At 67.2% G+C, this 21,417-nt stretch carries 19 protein-coding genes and 3 pseudogenes; 14 read left to right on the top strand and 8 right to left on the bottom strand.

Annotated elements, in window-relative coordinates; translation table 11 throughout:
• Position 1: 1 nt before the first annotated feature.
• The 7 genes and pseudogenes from K3U96_RS26870 to era all read left to right on the top strand — a co-directional run.
• A pseudogene (locus K3U96_RS26870) lies at positions 2 to 727 on the top strand (PhoH family protein); the annotation flags it as partial.
• Positions 728 to 1,312: 585 nt separating this feature from the next.
• Positions 1,313 to 1,543: pseudogene (locus K3U96_RS26875) on the top strand (LAGLIDADG family homing endonuclease); the annotation flags it as partial.
• Positions 1,544 to 1,804: 261 nt separating this feature from the next.
• Positions 1,805 to 2,140 (top strand): annotated as a pseudogene (locus tag K3U96_RS26880) (PhoH family protein); the annotation flags it as partial.
• A 6-nt stretch (positions 2,141 to 2,146) separates the two neighbouring features.
• Positions 2,147 to 2,683, top strand: a complete 537-nt coding sequence (ybeY, locus tag K3U96_RS09935; protein ID WP_069405050.1) for an rRNA maturation RNase YbeY — start codon at positions 2,147 to 2,149, stop codon at positions 2,681 to 2,683.
• Positions 2,680 to 3,969, top strand: a complete 1,290-nt coding sequence (locus K3U96_RS09940) for a hemolysin family protein (protein ID WP_220692877.1) — start codon at positions 2,680 to 2,682, stop codon at positions 3,967 to 3,969. The genes ybeY and K3U96_RS09940 overlap by 4 nt, the downstream gene beginning before the upstream one ends.
• Positions 3,966 to 4,283 carry a cytidine deaminase-like protein gene (locus tag K3U96_RS09945; protein ID WP_220692878.1) on the top strand — a complete coding sequence of 106 codons (318 nt, stop codon included), beginning with the start codon at positions 3,966 to 3,968 and terminating at the stop codon, positions 4,281 to 4,283. Before K3U96_RS09940 ends, K3U96_RS09945 begins: the two co-directional genes overlap by 4 nt.
• A gap of 79 nt (positions 4,284 to 4,362) precedes the next feature.
• Positions 4,363 to 5,274 (top strand): GTPase Era, encoded by a 912-nt coding sequence (gene era, locus K3U96_RS09950; RefSeq protein WP_220692879.1) that lies wholly within the window; start codon positions 4,363 to 4,365, stop codon positions 5,272 to 5,274.
• Between the two features lie 3 nt (positions 5,275 to 5,277).
• On the opposite strand, the gene K3U96_RS09955 is transcribed toward era, so the two are convergent.
• Genes K3U96_RS09955 through K3U96_RS09965 form a run of 3 tightly spaced genes read right to left on the bottom strand, consistent with a single transcriptional unit; the run spans position 5,278 to position 8,896 of the window.
• A complete protein-coding gene (locus K3U96_RS09955; RefSeq protein ID WP_069405046.1) occupies positions 5,278 to 5,829 on the bottom strand; it encodes a CAP domain-containing protein in 552 nt (183 codons plus the stop codon).
• Between the two features lie 11 nt (positions 5,830 to 5,840).
• A complete protein-coding gene (locus K3U96_RS09960; RefSeq protein WP_220692880.1) occupies positions 5,841 to 7,331 on the bottom strand; it encodes an amidase in 1,491 nt (496 codons plus the stop codon).
• Positions 7,332 to 7,357: 26 nt separating this feature from the next.
• Positions 7,358 to 8,896: an acyl-CoA synthetase gene (locus K3U96_RS09965; RefSeq protein WP_220692881.1), complete on the bottom strand. Its 1,539-nt coding sequence runs from the start codon at positions 8,894 to 8,896 to the stop codon at positions 7,358 to 7,360.
• 27 nt (positions 8,897 to 8,923) lie between these two features.
• Between K3U96_RS09965 and K3U96_RS09970 the strand changes: the two genes are divergently transcribed.
• Complete coding sequence (locus tag K3U96_RS09970; protein WP_220692882.1) at positions 8,924 to 10,039, top strand: LuxR C-terminal-related transcriptional regulator; 1,116 nt, start codon at positions 8,924 to 8,926, stop codon at positions 10,037 to 10,039.
• A 6-nt stretch (positions 10,040 to 10,045) separates the two neighbouring features.
• Here the strand turns inward: K3U96_RS09970 and K3U96_RS09975 are convergent, their stop codons facing one another.
• The 5 genes from K3U96_RS09975 to K3U96_RS09995 are packed head-to-tail and all read right to left on the bottom strand — an operon-like array spanning position 10,046 to position 14,577.
• Complete coding sequence (locus K3U96_RS09975; protein WP_220692883.1) at positions 10,046 to 10,252, bottom strand: ferredoxin; 207 nt, start codon at positions 10,250 to 10,252, stop codon at positions 10,046 to 10,048.
• A complete protein-coding gene (locus tag K3U96_RS09980) occupies positions 10,249 to 11,601 on the bottom strand; it encodes a cytochrome P450 (RefSeq protein WP_220692884.1) in 1,353 nt (450 codons plus the stop codon). Before K3U96_RS09980 ends, K3U96_RS09975 begins: the two co-directional genes overlap by 4 nt.
• 19 nt (positions 11,602 to 11,620) lie before the next feature.
• Positions 11,621 to 13,126: an aldehyde dehydrogenase family protein gene (locus K3U96_RS09985; protein ID WP_220692885.1), complete on the bottom strand. Its 1,506-nt coding sequence runs from the start codon at positions 13,124 to 13,126 to the stop codon at positions 11,621 to 11,623.
• Position 13,127: 1 nt separating this feature from the next.
• Positions 13,128 to 14,186 (bottom strand): alcohol dehydrogenase catalytic domain-containing protein, encoded by a 1,059-nt coding sequence (locus tag K3U96_RS09990; protein WP_220692886.1) that lies wholly within the window; start codon positions 14,184 to 14,186, stop codon positions 13,128 to 13,130.
• Positions 14,179 to 14,577: an SCP2 sterol-binding domain-containing protein gene (locus K3U96_RS09995; RefSeq protein WP_069405041.1), complete on the bottom strand. Its 399-nt coding sequence runs from the start codon at positions 14,575 to 14,577 to the stop codon at positions 14,179 to 14,181. The genes K3U96_RS09990 and K3U96_RS09995 overlap by 8 nt, the downstream gene beginning before the upstream one ends.
• 321 nt (positions 14,578 to 14,898) lie before the next feature.
• Here K3U96_RS09995 and K3U96_RS10000 point away from each other — a divergent pair, with 321 nt between their 5' ends.
• Genes K3U96_RS10000 through K3U96_RS10025 form a run of 6 tightly spaced genes read left to right on the top strand, consistent with a single transcriptional unit; the run spans position 14,899 to position 21,416 of the window.
• Positions 14,899 to 15,672: an MlaE family ABC transporter permease gene (locus tag K3U96_RS10000; RefSeq protein ID WP_069405040.1), complete on the top strand. Its 774-nt coding sequence runs from the start codon at positions 14,899 to 14,901 to the stop codon at positions 15,670 to 15,672.
• A 13-nt stretch (positions 15,673 to 15,685) separates the two neighbouring features.
• On the top strand, positions 15,686 to 16,552 hold the full coding sequence (locus tag K3U96_RS10005) for an ABC transporter permease (RefSeq protein WP_069405039.1): 867 nt from the start codon (positions 15,686 to 15,688) through the stop codon (positions 16,550 to 16,552).
• Between the two features lie 4 nt (positions 16,553 to 16,556).
• Positions 16,557 to 17,900, top strand: a complete 1,344-nt coding sequence (locus tag K3U96_RS10010; protein ID WP_220692887.1) for an MCE family protein — start codon at positions 16,557 to 16,559, stop codon at positions 17,898 to 17,900.
• The gene (locus tag K3U96_RS10015) at positions 17,897 to 18,928 is read left to right on the top strand and encodes an MCE family protein (RefSeq protein WP_110917299.1); all 1,032 of its coding nucleotides are present in this window, start codon (positions 17,897 to 17,899) and stop codon (positions 18,926 to 18,928) included. The genes K3U96_RS10010 and K3U96_RS10015 overlap by 4 nt, the downstream gene beginning before the upstream one ends.
• Positions 18,925 to 20,184, top strand: coding sequence for an MCE family protein (locus tag K3U96_RS10020; RefSeq protein ID WP_220692888.1), 1,260 nt, complete (start codon positions 18,925 to 18,927; stop codon positions 20,182 to 20,184). The genes K3U96_RS10015 and K3U96_RS10020 overlap by 4 nt, the downstream gene beginning before the upstream one ends.
• Complete coding sequence (locus K3U96_RS10025; RefSeq protein WP_220693474.1) at positions 20,178 to 21,416, top strand: virulence factor Mce family protein; 1,239 nt, start codon at positions 20,178 to 20,180, stop codon at positions 21,414 to 21,416. Before K3U96_RS10020 ends, K3U96_RS10025 begins: the two co-directional genes overlap by 7 nt.
• The last annotated feature ends 1 nt before the right edge of the window (position 21,417 follow it).

The following is a 21,417-nucleotide window of genomic DNA, read 5'->3' on the forward strand; positions in this document are numbered from 1 at the left end:
CTTGACGCCCCGCGAGACGACCGCTGACTCGTCGCAGGCTGAACAGTCTTCTGAGTCGGTACAAAGCAGCATCTCCAGAATCGATGTGCCACCCGCCTATGTCGTGGGCCTCCTGGGTTCCGCCGACGAGAATCTGCGCGCGCTCGAGCGGGTGCTGGCGGCCGACATCCATGTGCGCGGCAACGCGCTGACCCTCTCCGGTGAACCCGCTGACGTCGCGCTGGCCGAGCGCGTGGTCTCCGAATTGCTGGCGATCGTGGCCAGCGGGCAGTCGCTGACCCCCGACGTCGTGCGGCACAGCGTGAGCATGCTCACCGGCGCCGGCAACGAGTCGCCCGCCGAGGTGCTGACCCTTGACATCCTGTCGCGGCGCGGCAAGACGATCCGCCCCAAGACGCTGAACCAGAAGCGCTACGTCGACGCCATCGACGCGCACACCGTCGTCTTCGGCATCGGCCCGGCAGGCACCGGCAAGACGTATCTGGCAATGGCCAAGGCGGTCAATGCGTTACAGACCAAACAGGTCACCAGGATCATCCTGACCCGGCCTGCCGTGGAGGCCGGGGAGCGGCTGGGCTTCCTGCCGGGCACCCTCAGCGAGAAGATCGACCCCTACCTGCGACCGCTCTACGACGCGCTGCACGACATGATGGATCCCGAATTGATCCCAAAACTGATGAGCGCCGGGGTGATCGAGGTGGCACCGCTGGCGTACATGCGGGGCCGCGCGCAGCCCTTGTTTACCGAAGTACTGACGCCGGAGGGCTTCCAGCCAATCGGTGACCTGAATGTCGGCGACTTCGTCATCGGATCCGATGGCCGACCGACTGAGGTCTTGGGTGTGTATCCGCAAGGATTCAAGGAGATCTACCGCGTCTACACCCAGGACGGCTCGTCGACCCTCGCATCCGGTGACCACCTGTGGTCCGTATACACGCGCAGCGACCGTTATCGCGGGAAACCGGCCCGAGTGCTGCAGACCAAGGAGATGATTGGCAACCTCCGCGCAGCTCATTACCACCGCTATGAACTGCCATTGTTGAGCGCCCCCGCGGAGTTCGAACGGCGTTCGGTACCTCTCGACCCGTACGCCCTTGGCTTGCTTCTCGGTGACGGCTGCTTTTCGTGTCGAGCCACCCCTGCATTCGCCACGAGTGATCCTGAATTGGCCGACGCTCTGCAGCGCCGCATCCCAGGCATTGACGTTCGTCGGAAAACCGACGTCGATTACGTACTGAACCGCGTAAGGCGTCCTGGGGAAGTCATCACGATTGAGAACCCGGTGACAGGCGCTTTGCGCCGCCTCGGTCTGATGGGTCTGAAGTCCGACCGCAAGTTCGTTCCGCGGGAGTACCTGTTCAACTCGTTCGATGCCAGGCTCGGCGTCCTGCAAGGCCTGTTCGATAGTGATGGAGATCCTGTCACCCAGCAGGGCCGTACTTGCCGAATACAATTCACCACCGTTTCTGACCGCCTCAGAGATGACGTCAAGTTTCTCGTTCGATCGATCGGCGGTGTCGTCTACTCGCGAACCAGGAAGGCCGAGGGACGGAAGCCCGGAAAGGCGCGGGGCCAGGACGTACATCACCGGGCTGACGCGCACACTCTCGATATTCGCCTTCCCGAGGGCATCGCTCCATTTCGACTCGCACGCAAGGCGGCCAAGTATGACGTAACAGGGGGCGGTCAGCCGAAGCGCTATATCGATCGCATCGAGCCGGCAGGAACTGAGGAGGCTGTCTGTATTCGAGTGGCGGCTGCGGATTCCCTTTATGTGACTGAAGACTTTCTGCTCACGCACAACACTCTCAACGACGCGTTCATCATTCTCGACGAGGCGCAGAACACCACCGCCGAACAGATGAAGATGTTCTTGACGCGGCTGGGCTTCGGTTCGAAAGTCGTTGTCACCGGCGACATCACGCAGGTGGATCTGCCCGGCGGCGCAAGCTCCGGACTGCGCGCGGCGATGCAGATCCTCGACGGCATCGACGACATCCACTTCGCCGAACTCACCAGCGCCGACGTGGTGCGGCACCGGCTGGTCTCCGAAATCGTCGATGCGTACGCGAAATTCGAGGAGCCGGGGTTGGTGAACCGGGCCCAGCGGCGGGCCTCGGGGAACAGGTCACGACGGTAGCCCGATATGAGCATTGAGGTGTCCAACGAGTCGGGCATCGACGTCTCCGAAGACGAACTGATCAGCGTCGCCCGGTTCGTCATTCGCAAGATGAACGTGCATCCGGCAGCCGAGTTGTCGATGGTGCTGCTCGATACCGCGGCCATGGCCGACCTGCACATGCGGTGGATGGATTTGCCCGGGCCCACCGACGTGATGAGCTTTCCGATGGACGAGCTGGAACCCGGTGGGCGGCCCGACGCGCCCGAGCCGGGCCCGGCGCTGCTCGGCGACATCGCGCTGTGCCCGGAGTTCGCCGCCGAGCAGGCCGCGGCGGCCGGTCACTCGCTGGGCCAGGAGCTGGCCCTGCTGACCGTGCACGGCGTGCTGCACCTTCTCGGGTACGACCACGCCGAACCCGATGAGGAAAAGGAGATGTTCACGCTGCAGCGCCAACTGCTCGAAGAGTGGGTGGCCGATCAGGTCGAGTCCTATCATCAGCATCGCCAGTCCGAGAAGGAACGCAGGCTGCTGGACAACTCCCGATACTTCGACGAACTGTGAGCACCGCGGGGCAGCTGATCGTCGCGATCGTGCTGGTCGGTCTCGGTGGGTTGTTCGCGGCCATCGACGCGGCGCTGAGCACGGTGTCGCCGGCGCGCGTCGACGAACTGCTGCGCGACGAACGCCCCGGCGCGGTCCGGCTGGCCAAGGTGATGGCCGAACGGCCGCGCTACATCAACCTCATCGTGTTGCTGCGCATCACGTGCGAGGTCGGCGCGACCGTGCTGCTCGCGGCCTATCTCGACGGTCATCTCGGCGTGACGTGGGGGCTGTTCGTGGCCGCGGCGATCATGGTGGTGGTCAGCTTCGTGGTCATCGGCGTCGGCCCGCGCACCCTGGGCCGACAGCACGCGTACACGATCGCGTTGCTGGCCGCCCTTCCGCTGCAAGCGGTTTCGCTGCTGCTGACCCCGATCAGCCGGCTGCTGGTGCTGATCGGCAACGCGCTGACACCGGGCCGCGGTTTCCGCAACGGACCGTTCGCCTCCGAGATCGAACTGCGCGAGGTCGTCGACCTGGCCCAGCAGCGCGGCGTGGTCGCCGACGACGAGCGCCGGATGATCCAGTCGGTGTTCGAACTCGGCGACACCCCGGCCCGCGAGGTGATGGTGCCGCGCACCGAGATGGTGTGGATCGAGGCGGACAAGTCGGCGGGGCAGGCCACGTCGCTGGCGGTGCGCAGCGGGCACTCCCGGATTCCGGTGGTCGGCGAGAACGTCGACGACATCGTCGGCGTGGTCTACCTCAAAGACCTTGTGCAGCGCACCTACTACTCCACCGACGGGGGCCGCGGCACCAGGGTGTCGGAGGTGATGCGGCCGGCGGTGTTCGTTCCGGACTCCAAACCCCTCGACGACCTGCTGCGCGAGATGCAGCGCGACCGCAACCACATGGCGCTGCTGGTCGACGAGTACGGCGCCATCGCCGGGCTGGTCACCATTGAAGACGTGCTCGAGGAGATCGTCGGCGAGATCGTCGACGAATACGACGCCGGTGAAACCGTTCCGGTGGAGGACCTGGGCGACAAGCGCTACCGCGTGTCGGCGCGGCTGTCGATCGAAGACCTCGGCGAGCTCTACGACATCGAGTTCGACGAAGACCTCGACGTCGACACCGTCGGCGGGCTGGTGGCCTTCGAGCTGGGCCGCGTGCCGTTGCCCGGCGCCGAGGTCACCTGGGACGGGCTGCGGCTGCGCGCCGAGGGCGGTCCCGACCACCGCGGCCGGGTCCGCATCGGTACCGTCCTGGTCAGCCCGACGGCGCCGGCACCCAAGGAGACCCAATGAGTGAGCTCGACCCCGAGGACGCCAAGTTGGTGACGCTGGCCCGCGGCGCGATGGGCCGGGCCGACGCGACCACCGGCGCCGCCGTGCGCGACGCCGACGGCCGCACCTACGCCGGCGCGCCGGTCGCGCTGGACGCGCTGCGCCTGACGGCACTGCAGGCCGCCGTCGCCGCCGCCGTCTCTTCCGGCGCCAGCGGGCTCGAAGCGGCGGTGCTGGTCGGCGGAACCGTCGACGACGCCGGCGTCGCCGCGGTGCGCGAACTGTCGGCCGACGCGGCCGTTCTCATCACCGACCGGTCGGGAAACCCCACATGAGGCTCGAGACTGCGCACAGATCGCAGAAACCGCCGAAAACGCGATATGCCCGCAGTCTCGGCGCGCGAAGCGGGACGCCATGACGGACTTCCGCTCCGGCTTCGTGTGTTTTGTCGGCCGGCCGAACACGGGCAAGTCCACGCTGACCAATGCGTTGGTCGGCGCGAAGGTCGCCATCACGTCGAACCGGCCGCAGACCACCCGGCACACGATCCGCGGCATCGTGCACCGCGACGACTTCCAGATCATCCTCGTCGACACCCCCGGCCTGCACCGGCCGCGCACCCTGCTCGGGCAGCGGCTCAACGATCTGGTGAAGGACACCTACTCCCAGGTCGACGTCATCGGGCTGTGCATCCCCGCCGACGAGCGGATCGGGCCGGGGGACCGGTGGATCTGCGAGCAGATCCGCGCCGTCGCGCCGAACACCACGCTGATCGCGGTGGTGACCAAGATCGACAAGGTGGCCAAGGACCGGGTGGCCGCGCAACTGGTCGCGGTCAGTGACTTGGTCGGCCCCGACACCGAGATCGTGCCGGTGTCGGCGACCACCGGGGAGAACCTCGGCGTGCTGACCGACGTGCTGGCCGCGCAGCTGCCGCCGGGCCCGGCGTTCTATCCCGACGGGGAGCTCACCGACGAACCCGAGGAAACGCTGATGGCCGAGCTGATCCGGGAGGCCGCGCTCGAGGGTGTGCGCGACGAGTTGCCGCATTCGCTGGCCGTGGTCATCGAGGAGGTCAGCCGGCGCGAAGGCCGCTCACCAGAACAAGGGGACCTGGTCGATGTGCGCGCCAACCTGTTCGTCGAGCGCGACAGCCAGAAGGGCATCGTCATCGGCAAGGGCGGCGCGCGGTTACGCGAAGTCGGCACCGCCGCGCGCACGTCGATCGAGAAGCTGCTCGGCACCAAGGTGTTCCTGGACCTGCGGGTCAAGGTCGCCAAGAACTGGCAACGCGATCCCAAACAGCTGGGCCGGCTGGGGTTCTAGACCTCAGCCCGGCACGCCCGCGCCCGGTTGCCCGAACGGGCGCTGACCCGGGGCGTTGACGGGCGGGGCGGCGTCGCCCTTGCCGTAGACCGCGACCACCACGGTGCGGTCGATCAGGCTCTCCGACCACACCCCGATGTCGACGTTGGCGCAGTCGGCCATGATCGCGTGGTAGTCGGGCCGGTGGTACCACTGGTTGATCAACTCGATACCGCTGATGGCCAACGCCGGGTTGATCGCGACGGTCTCGGCGACGTCGCCGGCGTAGCCCGCGTTGCGCGCCCGATCAAGTGTGGTCGAGCCGTCCGAGCCGATATCGGAGTTCAGCGCCCGGTTGTGCAGCACGTCGTTGGTGTGCCACTGCGCAGCCAACCGCAGCTTGGGGTTGATCTTGATGTCGGTGTCGCACCCGGCCTGGTGCTGCACGGTGTAGACGTTGGCGACCACACCGTCGTTCAGCCGCTTGTTGTCCGCGTTCGCCGCGGGCATTCCCGCGACCAACCCGCCCGCTAGGGCCAGTGCCGGGACCGCGTATGCGTAGCGCCGCGCATTCATGATCGAAGACCTTACGCGACCTCGTCGGAGATGGACCCCACAATGTCGGGTTCGTTGCGGCCGGTCGGCGTGGGGTCCGGGGCTGGCCCGGCGGTCCACCACGGCTGCGGCTGCTTCATCGCCCACCCGTTGATCGCCTCCAGTTCGGCGGCCAGCGACACCAGCAGCGGCTCGCTGTTGGCGGGGCCCATCAGCTGAACACCGATCGGCAGCCCGGCCGAGGTGAACCCGGCCGGCACGTTGATCGACGGCCAGCCCAGCAGGTTCCACGGCCACGTCACCGGGCACGCCTTGATCATCGTGCGGTCGGTGGACAGGCCGCCGCGGTGATCGAAATCGTGCACCAGCGGCGGCGGTTGCGCGGTCGTCGGCGCCAGCACCACGTCGGCGATGTTGAAGATCCATCCCATCCGGCGCTGTGCGGCGGCCTCCCGAGCGCGCGCCTTACGCAGCACGTTCTCCGAGAGCAACCGGCCCATCCGGAGGTTGGACTTGGTGCGCGCGTCCAGCCGAACGCCGTAGCCGAGGCGGTCGGCCCAGTCCAGCAGCCCCGACGTCGAGCGGGACAGAAAGTTCCACGACATCCCGAGGCTGTAGCTGGGGTCGTTCTCGGTGACGGTGTGGCCCAACTCGCCCAGTTGGGCGGCGACGGCCTGCATCGCGGCGCGGATCTCCGGATGCAGGCTGGCGCGGAACCCGGTGAAGGGGAACTTCGTCGACATCGCGATGCGCAGCGGACCGGGCGCCTGCGCGACCGAATCCGACACCCGCACCGGCGGCGGCTGGTGAAGATCGCCAGGGACGTTGCCCGACGCGGCGTCCAGCACGATCGCGGCGTCGGCCACGGTGCGCGCCAGCACCCCGTTGACCGTGATGCCGTTGAACGCCTCGGGCAGCGGCCAGGTGGAGATGCGGCCGCGCTGCGGTTTGATGCCGACCAGATGCGTCCACGCCGCGGGGATCCGTACGCTGCCCGCACCGTCGGAGCCGATCGCCGCGGTCACCAGCCCGGCCGCGACGGCCGCGGCGCTGCCGCCCGAGGACCCGCCGGGGGTGTGCTCACACGACCACGGGTTGCGGGTGTGGCCGAAACCCGGCCCGCTGGTGAACGGCCACTGCCCCAACTCGCACGTGTTGGTCTTGCCGACGATCACGGCGCCCGCCGCGCGCAGCCGCCGCACGACCTCGGCGTCCTGGGAGGCCCGCCGCACCGTGCCGTCGGTGCCGAACCGGGTCGGCACCCCGGCGACGTCGACGTCGTCCTTGACCGCGATCGGAATCCCCAACAGCGGAAGTTGTTCGCCCGCCGCGCGTTTACGGTCGGCCGCGGCGGCGTCGGCCAACGCCTCCTCCCGCAGGACCACCCGGAACGCGTTGAGTGTGGGTTGGCTGGCCTCGATCGCGTCCAGCGAGCGCCGGGTCAGCTCGACGGACGTGACGGAGCCACTCGCCAGGCGGAAAAGTTGCTGGGTGAGCGTGGGAAAACGGGCAGTGTCGACCATCGCCTACCAGGATATCGACGCCGCCGTCATCCGGTGCGGGTGAGCCGATCTCGCAGCACACCCTTGACGAGCTTTCCCGTCACCGTCCTGGGCAGGGAGTCGACGAACTCGATGCGCCGCGGCACCTTGTATCCCGCAATGTGTTCGCGCAGATACGATTTGATGCGATCGGCGACGTCGGCGTCCGCGACGACGCCGGTTTGCAACTGGATCATCGCGGCGACGATCTCGCCGTACTCCGCGTCGGGCACCCCGATTACCGCGACGTCGAAGACGTCGGGATGCAACGCCAGAGCGTTCTCGATCTCCTGCGGATAGATGTTGACGCCACCCGAGATGATGGTGAACGCCTTGCGGTCGCGCAGGAACAGGTAGTCGTCGGCGTCGACGAAACCGACGTCGCCGCACGTCGACCACGTCGGGTGGTCGGGATGGCGTGCGTCGTCGGTCTTCTCCTGGTCGCCGTGGTAGACGAACGGCATCGTGTCGCGCTCGAAATACACCAGCCCCGTCTCGTTGGCCGCCAGTTCGCGACCGTCGTCGTCGCAGATGTGCAGGATGCCGAGCGTGGCCCGGCCGACCGAACCCGGCTTGGCCAGCCATTCGTCCGGGCCGATCATCGTGACACCGTTGGCCTCGGTCGACGAGTAGTACTCGTGCAGGATCGGACCGAACCACGCCATCATCTGCTTTTTGACCTCGACCGGGCACGGCGCCGCGGCGTGGATCACGTGGGTCTGCGAGCTGACGTCGTAGTGGCTGCGCACCGCGCCGGGCAGCCGCAGCATGCGCACGAAGTGGGTCGGCACCCACTGCGAATGCGTGACGCCGTAGCCCGAGATCACCGCCAGTGACTGCTCGGCGTCGAATTTCGACGTGCTCAGCACGGTGCCGCCCAGCGAGTGCACGATCATCCCGAACCGCAGGGGCGCGGCGTGGTACAGCGGCGCGGGGGAGAAGTAGACGGTGTCGGCCGACATGGCGTACGCGGCGCCGAACACCGTGACGTACGGGTCGCCGTCATCGCCGACCTGGCGCTCGGGCAGCGCGGGTTTGATTCCCTTGGGCCGGCCCGTCGTTCCGGAGCTGTAGAGCATGTCGGCGCCGCGAGGTTCGTCGTCGGATCGCAACGGTGACGCGCCGGCGAGGAAGTCGGCGTAGGCGTCCAGGCCCGGCGATCCGGCGCCGTAGGCAAGACGTAACCGCAGGTCGGGCGCCGTTTCGGCGGCCTGCAGGGCCAGCGCGCCCAGGTCGGGTGAGGCGATCAGCACCGAGGCGCCGCAGTCGGCGAGGATGTAGGCGGCCTCGGCGGGGGTCAGGTGGTAGTTGAGCGAGGTCAGGTAGAGCCCGGCGCGCAGGCAGGCCCAGTACACGACGAAGACCTCGACGTTGTTGGTCGACAGCAACGCGACCACGTCACCGCGGCGGACCCCGGCCTCGCGCAGGGCGTTGGCCAGCCGTACCGACCGCTCCTCCAGGTCGCCGTAGGTCAGCACCTGGTCGGTGTCGACGATGATGGCGGCCGGCTTCGCCGGGTCGACGGCCGCGTGGATTCCTGGGTACATCACGTTTCCTTTCTCTACGCTGGCGGGGTGGATCGCGAGGACCGCGCGACGTCGGCTGGATCAGCGCCGACCGACGAGCGGCTGCGCGCGGTGCTGGCCGGGTTACGGTCCATCGCCGACCCCGACGATCCGAAATGGCGACCCGCCGCCGCCGACGCGCGCGCCATCCTCGATGACGCCTGGACGGCGCTGGCCGACGTCCTCGACGACAATTCCGATGCCACGGCCCTGTTGACGGCCTTGCGCAAACTGGCCGACGCCGACGTGGCGCTGGTGCGGGTCAGGGACGCCTCGCACCGGCTCGGGGAGGCGCTGGGATGTCTGGAGTCGGCGCCGTGCTCGGTGGCCGAGCTGATGGAACTGGCCCCGCACGCCGTCACCCGGCTCGGCTTCGACCGGGCGATCTTCTCGCGCATCGTCGACGGGGTGTGGATCTCGCACTCGGTGTACGTGCCCGACGATCCGGAGTGGGCCGCGCAGATCAACCGCGCCGGGCAGGAGCAACCGCAGCCGCTGGTGCGGGGGCTCTTCGAAACCGAGATCGTGCGCCGACGGGAAGCCAGGCTGGTCACCGACGTTCAGCACGAGGCGCGCGTGCACCGGCCGATCGCCGAGGCGTCGCGCTCGAACTCGTATGTGGCCGCGCCGGTGATGGCGGGCGACCGGGTGGTGGCGCTCCTGCACACCGACCGCTACCTGCAGAAACGCGAGACCGATGCCGCCGACTGCGAGATGCTCGCGGCGTACGCCAAGGGGTTGGCGCTGGCCTTCAGCAGGGCCAGGGCGGCCGCCCAACTCGACGCGGTCGGCGGCGCGCTGCGGTCGGCGTCGCAGGAGTGCGACAACGCGGTGTCGAGCATGCACGATTTCGATCTGGACGAGACGGCCACCGCGGGTGAACCGGGTCGGGTGCTGGCCGGACCCACGCGCAGGGCGGTGCGGTCGGTGCGGGACCGGCTGACGTCGCGCGAGATCGAAATCCTCGAGCACATGGCCCACGGACGCACCAACGGCGCCATCGCCACCAAGCTGTTCATCTCGGAAGGCACCGTCAAACAACACGTCAAGCACATCTTGCGCAAGCTGGGCGCCGAGAACCGGGTCGAGGCCGTCTCGATGCTGTACCAGTCCGACGGGGCTTGACGACCATCAATCGACGATCTCGATGCGCAGCGACCGGGTCGGGCAGTTGGTGGCGGCTTCCTCGATTTCAAGGCGCCGGGTGATGTCGACGACCGTCTGCAGCACATGCATTTTGCCGTCGTCGCCGATCTCGAAGACGTCCGGTGCGGTCGCTTCACACAGCCCGATGCCTGCGCAGCGATCCGCGGAAAACACCACCCGGCAGGCGCTCATCGCGTTATCCCCGGATCGAACGGCATGCTCAACACCCCGCGGATGAAGTTGGTGCGCACCAATTCCGGTGCACCGGTGCAGAAATCCGGTGTCTGATCGCGGAGCTCGCGGAACAGCGAGCGCAACATCACCTTGGCCAACTGACTACCCAGGCAGTAGTGGATACCGCCGCCGCCGAACGCGATGTGCGGATTCGGTCGGCGATCGAGGTTCAAGGTGGTGGGGTCGTCGAACACCGTCTCGTCGCGGTTGCCCGATCCGTACATCATCACGACCTTGTCACCGGGCAGGATCTGCTGGCCACCCAGTTCGTAGGGCTCCACGGCGGTGCGGCGGAAGTTCTGCACCACCGACCCCCAACGCAGGAACTCCTCGACCGCGGTGGGAATGCGGCCGTCGAAATCGTCCCAGAGCCATCTGCGCTGATCGGGAAAGTCGTTGAGCGCCTTGGCTGCCAGGCTCGACGTGTGCCGGGTGGTGTCGTTGGCGGCCACCGAGAACAGCACCATGGTGGCGCCGATCTCGAATTCCGACAACTGCTGACCATCGACCTCGGCGTGCACCAGGGCGCTCAGCAGGTCCTCGGCCGGCTGCTTGCGGCGCTGCTCGATGAGCCCCTCGGTCATTTCGTGGATCCGCAGCGCCGCCTCGACCTGGACCTCCGCGGGATCCCGCCCGGCGAGCAACACCGGGTCCGCCCATGCCTGCGTCTCGTCGGCGGCATGCACGAGGTCGGCACGCATCTCCTCGGGAAAGCCGAACATGTCGCCGAACATCTCGGTCGGCAGGTGCTTGGCGATGTCGGCGACGAAGTCGACCGGTTGGCCGTCGCGGTGCATCGCCACCGCCGCGGTGACGATGCGCTGTGCGCGGGTGGCGATATCCCCTTCGATGCGCCGGATCTGACGCGGGGTGAACACCGAGCTGACCAGCCGGCGCACTTTGTGGTGCTGCGGGTTGTCCATCGCCAGAAACGACATGGCCATCGCCAGAAACACCGGCGGCAACATGTCGAACATCACCCCGTACCGGCAGACGAAGACGTCGTTGTTCTGGCTGACCTCGATGATGTCGGAGTGCCGCACCACCGCCCAGTAACCGGGGTCGTCGGGATCCGGGGAGACCGCGGTTTCGATCGGCGGCTGCCAGCTGACCGGGCGGTCCCTGCGCAACTCGGCGAATATCGGATCCCGTTCGGGCAGATCGAGATCCCAGAACGCGTCGCTGCTCACGTTGAGCGGATCGTAGGCGCGGGTCGCGGCCACATCGTTGGTGGGCGGGATGTCGACGGTGTCGTCGTCGTCGAATGATACGTCGGCGGTGAACAGTTCGCTTTCGACAGGGCTCATCGTGGTCTCCTCGGGTGGGCTAGTCGGCGTGGCTGAGCAGGATGTCGTAGGGTTTGGCGTCGCGACCGCCGGACAGATCCAGGTGCACGGTCTTGACCTCGGTGTACGCGTCCAGCGCGTCGGGGCCCAGTTCGCGGCCCAGCCCACTCTGCTTGTAACCCCCGAACGGGACCTGGCAGTTGATCTGATGCGCGTCGTTGATCCACACGCTGCCGGCCTGGATCCGCTCGGCCAACTCCAGGGCCCTGGCGTTGTTGCCACTCCAGATGCTGGCCGCCAGACCGTATTCGGAGTCGTTGGCGATCGCGACGGCGTCATCGTCGTCGGTGTAGGGGATGACCACCAGGACGGGCCCGAACACCTCCTCCCTGGCGATGCGCATATCGTTGTGCACCCCGGTCAGGATGGTGGGGCTGACCCAGAAACCCGGCTGCGGCAGCGCTTCACCGCCGAGCACGATCTGGGCGCCCTCGGCGACGGCGCCCTGGATGTATTCCAGAATGCGGCGCTGTTGTCTACCGTCGATCACCGGACCCATGTCGGTGTCCCAGTCCCGGGTCGGGCCCAGTTGGATGGTCCGGGCGCGTCGCACCAGCCGGTCGACGAACGCATCGTGGCGATCGGCGGGAACCAGTGCCCGAGTGCCTGATTCGCACACCTGGCCGGAGTACACGAAGCAGCCGTAGAGCACCCCGTCGGCCGCCATGTCCAGGTCGGCGTCGTCGAGCACGATCGAGGGGCCCTTGCCGCCGAGTTCGAGGGTGACCTGTTTGACGGTGCCCGACGCCAGCCGCATGATCTCGCGTCCCACCGCGGTGGAGCCGGTGAACGCGATCTTGCCGACGTCGGGATGGCTGGCCAGCCGCGCTCCGGCTTCGGGTCCGTCGCCGGGTACGACGTTGAGCACTCCGGGCGGCAACCCGTTGGCCTCGGCGATGCGGGCGAACTCCAGGATCGACAACGGTGTGTGCTCATCGGGTTTGACCACCACGCTGTTCCCGGCGGCCAACGCCGGGCCGACTTTCCACAGCGTCAGAAGCAGCGGGAAGTTCCACGGGGCGATCGCACCCACCACACCGATCGGTTCGCGGTGCACGACCGGTTGGCCCAGCGCCGGGAACGACGAGATCGGCGCGGGGCGCTGCCACGCATACGTTTCGGCCAGATCGGCGAAGTAGTTGAAATGCGTGAGCGCATAACCGATGTGGAATCCGGTGGCCTGGCGCACGGTCGCGCCGTTGGCACACATCTCCAGCTCGACCAGCTCGTCGGCGACCGCGTTGGCCGCGGCGGTGATCTGGCGCATCACCGTCGCGCGTTCCTGCGGTGTCTTCAGCCGCCACACACCGGCGTCGAAGGTGGACTTCGCCGCGGCGACCGCGGAATCGACCTCGGCAGATCCGCCTTGGGCGACCGTGGCCACAGTTTCGCCGGTGCCCGGATCCACGATCGTCATGCGGCGCTCGGAGTCTACGTCGGCACCGCCGATCCGCATCGGATAGTGTTTGACGGCAACGCTTGTCATATCAGCTCCTCGGATCCAGCACGATCTTGGTCGCTTCACGGGCCTCGAACATGCGGTAGGCCTCGGGCGCCTGCGACAGCCCCATCCGGTGCGAGATGATCGCGCTGGGCCGCAGCCGGCCCGCGCAGTTCAACGCGATCACTTCGTCGATGTATTCGGTGATGTGGGAGACCCCCATCTCGACTTTGACGCCCTTGAGGTACAGCTCACCGAACGGCATCGTGATGGCGTCCTCGTTGTACACCCCCGGAATCGACAACGTGCCGCCCGCGCGCACCAGCGAAATGGCGGTCAGCAGCGCTGATTCGTGACCGACGGCGTCGACGACGACATCGGCGCCGCGCCAGTCCGTGGCGTCCAGCACGGCGTCGGCGGGGTCCATCTGCGCCGCGTCGACTGCGCTGGCTCCGAGGTTCTCGGCCTCCTTGAGCCGGGCGGCCACCTTGTCGATGACGATCACCTGCGCGGCACCCAAGGCGCCCGCGGCCATCGTCGCGCACAGACCGACCGGTCCGGCGCCGACCACCGCCACGGTGTCGCCGGGGATCATCGCCCGCGCGATCGCCTCGTAGCCCGTGGTCATGATGTCGCCGGCGAACAGGATGTCGTCGTCGCAGGCGGTGCCGCCGGCCGGGATGTGTCGCGCGTTGATGTCGGCGTTGGGCACCACCACATACTCGGCCTGCCCGCCGGCCAGGTCACCCAGCGCCATCCCCAGCCCGAAAATCCGTGCCCCCGCACAGTTTCCGGGCTGGTGGCGCCGGCACTGGTAGCAGGAGCCGCAACTGGCCACGCACGAGCTGACCACCCGGTCACCCTCGGTGAACTGGTTGACCGCGTTGCCTGCGTCGACGACGGTGCCCAGAAACTCGTGCCCGAGCACGATATCGGGCTCGAGTTCAAGGCGCCCTTCATAAGGGTGCAGGTCCGTGCCGCAGATCGCGGTCCGTTCGACCTGGATGAGAATGTCTGTCGGGCTGGTGATGTGGGGTATCGGCAGCTCGGCGACCTCGACGTGGTGAGGCGCACGCAGCACCACGGCCCGCATGGTCTCAGGCATTGGCGTCCTTGGCGGCGACCTTCTCCCGGTACATCGGGAACAGCGGTTTGGTCAGCGGAACCAGCTTGAGGATCTTGTTGACCGGTCCCTTGGCCTTGACCTGCCCCTTGGCCAGGCCGATCGCGAGGTTGTAGTCGCCGCGCCAGAACTGGTCGGCGGTATCCCCGCGCATCAGCAGGGTGACGTCGGCCTTGTGCTCGTTGGGGCCCGGGATCACCTGGTAGTCGTCGCGAAAGACCATCGTCATCTCGCAATCGGGGTCGGTGTAGATCACCCGCATGACGATGTTGGCGCCCTTGAGTTTCGGGCCCGATTCCGGGTGCTCGCCGGCGTCGCGGAAGACCCCGCCGATGTAGGTGTCAAGCTCGTCGGCATCCTTGAAAAAGCCCATGCGCCTTGCTCCGATCTGTGTGGTGGTCCGCTCACACCCATGCAAGCACCGCAGGTGTGCTCTGGTCAGATGCCGTTGGTGAGCACTTCGTATCCCCCAAGGGATATACCCGCGCCCACGACGGGGTGGCGCGACACGACCGCGATCGCGTACCAGCCGACACGGAGATGTCCCTTATGGGAGAGGGATATATCCCAACGGGGAGCCGAACCGGGCTCACCGAGATCGATAGCCTCTGGGCATGTCGCGAGTCGATCGGCACTGCCCGCACAACACTTGGCACGATACCTGCCACCGTGCCGCTCGAACCACGTTCACGCCATGGTGATTACGGCGGACACACTCGCCACCCCGGTGCGGGCGATCGGCGGGTTCGTCGGCATGTCGCTGGATGTGGCGGCCGGCATCTTCACCAAACCGCTTGCGTGGCAGGAGTACCTGCATCAAACCTGGTTCGTCGCGCGGGTCTCGGTGGTGCCCGCGGTGCTGATGGTGATCCCGTACGCGCTGATCAACACGTTCATCTTCAACATCCTGCTGGCCGAATTCGGTGCCGCGGACTTCTCGGGTGCCGGTGCGGCCTTGTTCAACATCAACCAGATCGGCCCGTTGGTGACCGTGCTGGTGACCGCGGGTGCGAGCGCCACCGCGATGTGCGCCGATCTCGGTGCGCGCACCATCCGCGAGGAACTCGACGCGCAACGCGTGATGGGTATCGATCCGATCCAGGCGTTGGTGATCCCGCGGGTGCTCGCGGCCACGACGGTGTCGGTCGCGCTGATCGGCTTGGTGAACCTGGTCGGCATGATCGCGTCGTTCTTCTTCTGCGTGTACAACCTGCACGTCTCGGCGGGTGTCTTCATCGCAGGGATGACGCTGGTGACGGGGGTCGGCGACGTGGTGGTCTCGATGGTCAAAGCGGCGCTGTTCGGCCTGGCGGCAGGCTTGATCGCCTGCTACAAGGGCATCTCGGTGGGCGGCGGGCCGGCCGGCGTCGGCAACGCGGTGAACGAGACCGTGGTGTTCTCGTTCATGGTGCTGTTCACCATCAACATCATCGTGACCGCTGTCGGCGTCCAATTCACCCAGACCTGAAAGACGGCAAGCCATGACACGTACGCTTCCGAAAGCCGTTGCCCGAAACCGGTTTCCACGACTGCGCCGGATCGGGTCCAAGCTGGCCGCCGAATGGGACCGCATCGGTGCGCAGACCCGGTTCTACTTCACCACCCTGGCCGCGATCCCCGACGCCGTCATCCACTACCGCCCCGAGGTGTTGCGCCTGATCGCCCAGATGGGTTTGGGCAGCGGCGCGTTGGCAGCCATCGGCGGCACCGTGGTGATCGTCGGCTTCATGACCGTGACCACCGGGGCGGTGGTGGCCGCGCAGGGCTACACCCAGTTTCAGAGCGTCGGCGTCGAAGCGTTCACCGGCTTCGCGGCGGCCTACTTCATCCCCAGGATCATCGTGCCGGGGACCGCGCAGGTCACCTTGACCGCCACGGTCGGCGCCGGCGCGACCGCACAGATGGGGGCGATGAAGATCAACGAAGAAGTCGACGCGCTGGAAGTGATCGGCATCCGCAGCGTGACCTACCTGGCAGCCACCCGCGTGGTGGCCGGAACCATCGTCGTCATACCGCTTTACGCCGTCGCGCTGATCATGGGCTTCGTGTCCGCCCGGGTGGGAACGACGGCGATCTACGGTCAGGCCACCGGGGTGTACGACCACTACTTCAACACGTTTCTCAATACCCCCGACCTGGCCTGGTCGTTCGTCCAGACCATCGCGATGATCGTCGTGGTCATGTTGATCTGCACCTACTACGGCTACACCGCCTCCGGCGGTCCGGCCGGGGTCGGGGAAGCCGTCGGCCGGGCGGTCCGGGCGTCCATGGTGGTCGGCGCGATTGTGCTGGTGGCTGTCACGCTGTCCGTCTACGGCCAGTCCGGCAACTTCCACCTGGCCGGGTAGTCCGATGCCACCGCGATCACGAGGGCAGCGTCTCGGCAACCGGTGGTGGCCGCTGATCCTGTTGGCCATCATCGCGCTGCTGGCCTGCGCGACCGCAGCGTCGTTCACCGGTGCGTTGCGGTCCTACGTGCCGGTCACGCTGACGTCGGACCGTTCGGGGCTGGTGCTCGAAACCGGTGCCAAGGTCAAATTGCGCGGCGTCAACGTGGGCCGGGTTGCCGAGATCCACGGCGATGCCGGCCAAGCGCGGCTCGAGCTGGAGATCGACCCCGACCAGATCCGGTTCATCCCCGCCAACGTCGCAGCCAAGATCGACGTCACCACGGTGTTCGGGGCCAAGTTCGTCGACCTCGTGTACCCCACGCAGCCGAGCCCGCAGCGCCTTTCTGCCGGTGCGGTGTTGCGCTCGGCCAACGTGACCACCGAGGTGAACACCGTCTTCGAGAACCTCGTCGACGTGCTCGACATGGTGGATCCGCTGAAACTCAACGCCGTGCTGACCGCCGTGGCCGACGCGATGCGTGGCCGCGGGCAGCGCATCGGCGCGGCCACCACAAGCCTCCAGGAGGTTCTCACCGCGCTCAACGCCCGCACCGACACCATCCGCGCCGACCTGCGATCCGTGACGGACGTCGGCGAAATCTACAGCTCGGTCGCCGACGACATCGTCGCGATCCTGAACGCGGCATCCACCACCGCAACCACGGTCACGGACCACCGCAACGCGCTGGATGCCTTGCTGCTCAACGCCGTCGGGCTGACCACAGCCGGAACCAACTTGCTGGCGAGCGCCAAAGACGATCTGGTCACCGCCGTCGACACCCTGGACTCGACGACCAGCCTGGTCAACTTCTACGGCCCGACCTACACCTGCATGCTGCAGGGCGCCGACTGGATACTCGACAAGTCCGGCCACATGTTCGGCGGTGACGGTAGAACGTTCGTCGTCGACGTGACACTGCTGCCGGGTAACGACCCGTACGCCTATCCGGAGAACCTGCCCGTGGTGGCTGCCAAGGGCGGGCCGGGCGGAAAACCCGGATGCGGTTCGCTGCCCGACGCCACGAAGAACTTCCCGGTACGCCAGTTGATCACCGACACCGGCTGGGGCAGGGGCCTGGACATCCGGCCCAACCCGGGAATCGGACATCCGTGCTGGGCGAACTACTTCCCGGTGACCCGCGCGGTTCCGCAGGAGCCGAGCATCCGGCAATGCCTGCCCGGGCCGGCCCCGGGACCGCAGCCTCCGTGGGCACCGCCCTACGGCGCCGCGTTGTACGGTCCGGGCGGTGTTCCCCTGTGGCCCGGGGTTTCTCCCGCCGCACCGAACCCGGCGGGAACGCCGTGAGCGCGAAACTTCGAGGCGTCGTCGTGCGCCTGGCGGCCTTCATGCTCGTGTGTGCGCTGGCGCTGTTCGCGCTCATCGTGGTCTTCGCACAGTTCAGGTTCGGCGGCGACGCCCGCGACTACCGCGCCGAGTTCAGCAATGTGTCGGGGCTGCGTGAGGGCAACATGGTCCGCGTGGCCGGCGTCGAGGTCGGCAAGGTCAAAAGCATCGTCGTCAACGCCGACGCGACCGTCACGGTGCAGTTCAGCGCCGACACCAGGGCCGTGCTGACCGAGTCCACCCGCGCCGAGATCCGCTACGACGACCTCATCGGCGGCCGATACCTGGCGTTGACCGACAGCGATGAGAGCCCGACGGTGCTGGCGCCGGGTCAGACGATCCCGATGGCGCGGACCTCCCCTGCATTGGACCTCGAATCGGTCACCGGCGGCTTTCGTCCGCTGTTTAGGGCGCTGGAGCCTGAACAGGTCAATGAGCTCAGCGGCCAACTCCTGCAAGCACTTCAGGGCCAGGGGCCGTCCATCGAATCGTTCCTGGACCGGGCCGCCGCGGTCACCAACACCCTGGCCGACCGTGACGTGCTGATCGGTCAGGTGATCGACAACCTCAACGTGGTGCTCGGTTCGCTCGGCGGGCAATCCGACCAGTTGGATCTCGCGGTGTCGTCGTTGTCGGAGCTGATCCACGGGCTGGCCGAGCGCAGGACCGATATCGCCAACGCGGTGGCCCACACCAACGCCGCGGCGGAGTCGGTCGCCGACCTGCTGACCAATGTGCGCGAGCCGGCGCGAAACGTCGTCAACCAAACCGACCGCGTCGCCGCGGTGGTGCTGGCCGACCACGAGTACTTCGACAAGGTCCTCAACGACCTTCCTGAGGCCTACCAGAAGCTGAACCGGCAGGGGATATCCGGGGATTACTTCAGCTTCTACTTCTGTGACGTGGTCCTCAAACTCAACGGGAAGGGCGGACAGCCGGTGTTCGTCAAGGTCGCCGGTCAGAGCGCGGGGCGGTGCGCACCGAAATGAGACTGAAAAAGACCTTCTCCGAACGCAACCCGCTGACGCTGGGCGTCGTGGGGGCGGTGGCGGTGGTCGCGATCGTGGCGGGTGCGCTGGGCAACCAGAGGCTGCCGTTTGTCAACGACAACACCTCCTACGCGGCTTACTTCGAGGATGCCGGTGGGCTGTACAGCGGTGCGACCGTGGAAGTGTCGGGATATCCGGTGGGAAAGGTGTCGGATATCTCGCTGGAGGATTCCGGCGTGCTGGTCACGTTCGACATCGCCGGAAACATCCACCTCGGCGACCGGACCGAAGCGGCGATCGGGGCCAAGGGCCTGCTGGGTACCAAACAGCTCGCGGTCACCCCGCGGGGTGAGGACGAGCTGGTCGGCCCGATCCCGATCGAGCGCACCTCCTCGCCCTACCAATTGCCCGACGCCCTCGGCGAATTAGCCGCCACCATCGGGGATCTGGACACCACCCAGCTGTCGGATTCGATGGCGACCCTCGCGCAGACCTTCGCCGACACCCCGCCCGATGTGCGAAACGCGGTGGACGGGGTGGCACGTTTCGCCGAAACCCTCAACTCGCGGGACGCGCAGTTGCGCAACCTGCTGGACAACGCCGCCGAGGCGACCGGGGTGCTCGCGCACCGCACGGATCAGATCGTCGACCTGGTGCGCGACACCAACGCGCTGCTGGCTCAGTTGCGGGTCCAGAGCGCGGCGATGGACGAGATCAGCACCAGCATCTCGGCGGTGGCACGGCAATTGAAGGCGTTCATCGCCGAGAACCGACAACAAATGAAGCCGGCGCTGGACAAGCTCAACGGCGTCCTGAGCATCGTCGACAACCGGAAAGAACGTATCCAGCAGGCGATCAAGGGACTCAACACCTACGCGATGGCGTTGGGCGAGACAATATCCTCGGGCCCGTTCTTCAAGGCCTATGTCGCCAACCTGCTGCCGGGCCAATTCGTGCAGCCGTTCATCGACGCCGCGTTCTCCGACCTGGGCCTGGACCCGGCGACCCTGCTGCCGTCGCAACTCAGCGATCCACAGGTCGGCCAGCCCGGCACGCCCGCGCTGCCCGTTCCGTATCCGCGCACCGGTCAGGGCGGCCAACCGCGGCTTTCGGTGCCCGACGCGATCACCGGCAACCAGGATCCGCGGCTGCCGACGCAGTTTCCCGGCCGCTACCCCTACACGCCTGAGCCGCCGGCGCCGCCCCCGGGTGGCCCGCCGCCCGGACCGCCCGCCGCACCAGGAGGCGCATCGTGAAAAGGTTGGCGGTCAAACCGCGTGCCGCGCTGGCGATCACGTTGATCACGGTGCTGATCGCGGGGATGGTGGTGACTATTCGGCTCAGCGAACACCGCGACAGGAACGTGGTGGTCGCCTACTTCGACAACAGCATCGGCCTGTATCCCGGTGACGACGTGCGCATCCGGGGCGTGTCCGTCGGCAAGGTGGTGAAGATCGAACCGCAACCGCTGCGCTCCAAGATCACCTTCTGGTTCGACCGTCGCTACCACGTGCCTGCCGAGGCCAACGCGATCATCTTGTCTCCGCAACTGGTGACCGGCCGGGCGATCGCGCTGACCCCGCCCTACACCGGCGGACCCAAACTGGCCGGCGGTGCGGTCATCCCCCTGGAACGCACCGCCGTGCCCGTGGAGTGGGACGACGTGCGCGCACAGCTCGAACGGTTGACCGACATGCTGAAGCCGGCCGAACCCGGCGGGATGAGCAGCCTGGGTGCCGTGATCAACACGGCCGCAGACAATCTGCGCGGTCAGGGAACCACGATCCGCGCGACGGTGATCCGGCTCTCGCAGACGCTGTCCACGCTGGGTGATCACAGCAAGGACGTCTTCGGCACCATCAGGAACCTCGCGGCGCTGGTGTCGGCCCTGCGCGACAGCAGCGACCTACTCGGCCGGCTGAACGTCAACCTGTCCGCGGTGTCGTCGCTGATTGCCGACGATCCCAACGAGGTCGGTCAGGCGGTCGAGGACCTCAACGACGTCGTCGACGATGTACGCACGTTCGTCGCCGAGAACCGCGAACCGCTCGGGATCGCCTCGGACAAGCTGACGTCGATCTCCACCGCGGTCGTCGGCAGCCTCGACGACCTCGAACAGACCTTGCACATACTGCCGACGGTCATGGCCAATTTCAACAACATCTACGAGCCCGCCAACGGGTCGTTGACCGGTGCGCTGATGGTGAGCAACTTCGCCAACCCGGTGTCCTTCCTGTGCGGGGCGGTGCAGGCCGCCTCCCGGCTGGGCGCCGAGCAGGCCGCCAAGCTGTGCGTGCAGTACCTCGCGCCGATCGTGAAGAACCGTCAGTACAACTTCCCGCCGCTGGGGGAGAACCTGTTCGTCGGCACCCAGGCGCGGCCCAACGAGGTCACCTACAGCGAGGCCTGGATGCGGCCCGACTTCGTGCCGCCCGAGCCCGCCGTCGGCCTTTCGGAGATGATGGTGCCCCACGGGAGTGGCTCATGAG

Origin of the sequence: Mycolicibacterium holsaticum DSM 44478 = JCM 12374 (assembly GCF_019645835.1) — a bacterium.
In the GTDB taxonomy this organism is placed as follows: Bacteria; Actinomycetota; Actinomycetes; order Mycobacteriales; family Mycobacteriaceae; genus Mycobacterium; species Mycobacterium holsaticum.

What these genes read in the sequence shown, in the direction of transcription:
- ybeY (WP_069405050.1), top strand. Translation starts at nt 2,147, where the DNA reads ATGAGCATTGAGGTGTCCAACGAGTCGGGCATCGACGTCTCCGAAGAC.
- K3U96_RS09945 (WP_220692878.1), top strand. Translation starts at nt 3,966, where the DNA reads ATGAGTGAGCTCGACCCCGAGGACGCCAAGTTGGTGACGCTGGCCCGC.
- era (WP_220692879.1), top strand. Translation starts at nt 4,363, where the DNA reads ATGACGGACTTCCGCTCCGGCTTCGTGTGTTTTGTCGGCCGGCCGAAC.
- K3U96_RS09955 (WP_069405046.1), bottom strand. Translation starts at nt 5,829, where the DNA reads ATGAATGCGCGGCGCTACGCATACGCGGTCCCGGCACTGGCCCTAGCG.
- K3U96_RS09960 (WP_220692880.1), bottom strand. Translation starts at nt 7,331, where the DNA reads ATGGTCGACACTGCCCGTTTTCCCACGCTCACCCAGCAACTTTTCCGC.
- K3U96_RS09965 (WP_220692881.1), bottom strand. Translation starts at nt 8,896, where the DNA reads ATGTACCCAGGAATCCACGCGGCCGTCGACCCGGCGAAGCCGGCCGCC.
- K3U96_RS09975 (WP_220692883.1), bottom strand. Translation starts at nt 10,252, where the DNA reads ATGAGCGCCTGCCGGGTGGTGTTTTCCGCGGATCGCTGCGCAGGCATC.
- K3U96_RS09980 (WP_220692884.1), bottom strand. Translation starts at nt 11,601, where the DNA reads ATGAGCCCTGTCGAAAGCGAACTGTTCACCGCCGACGTATCATTCGAC.
- K3U96_RS09985 (WP_220692885.1), bottom strand. Translation starts at nt 13,126, where the DNA reads ATGACAAGCGTTGCCGTCAAACACTATCCGATGCGGATCGGCGGTGCC.
- K3U96_RS09990 (WP_220692886.1), bottom strand. Translation starts at nt 14,186, where the DNA reads ATGCCTGAGACCATGCGGGCCGTGGTGCTGCGTGCGCCTCACCACGTC.
- K3U96_RS09995 (WP_069405041.1), bottom strand. Translation starts at nt 14,577, where the DNA reads ATGGGCTTTTTCAAGGATGCCGACGAGCTTGACACCTACATCGGCGGG.
- K3U96_RS10000 (WP_069405040.1), top strand. Translation starts at nt 14,899, where the DNA reads ATGGTGATTACGGCGGACACACTCGCCACCCCGGTGCGGGCGATCGGC.
- K3U96_RS10005 (WP_069405039.1), top strand. Translation starts at nt 15,686, where the DNA reads ATGACACGTACGCTTCCGAAAGCCGTTGCCCGAAACCGGTTTCCACGA.
- K3U96_RS10010 (WP_220692887.1), top strand. Translation starts at nt 16,557, where the DNA reads ATGCCACCGCGATCACGAGGGCAGCGTCTCGGCAACCGGTGGTGGCCG.
- K3U96_RS10020 (WP_220692888.1), top strand. Translation starts at nt 18,925, where the DNA reads ATGAGACTGAAAAAGACCTTCTCCGAACGCAACCCGCTGACGCTGGGC.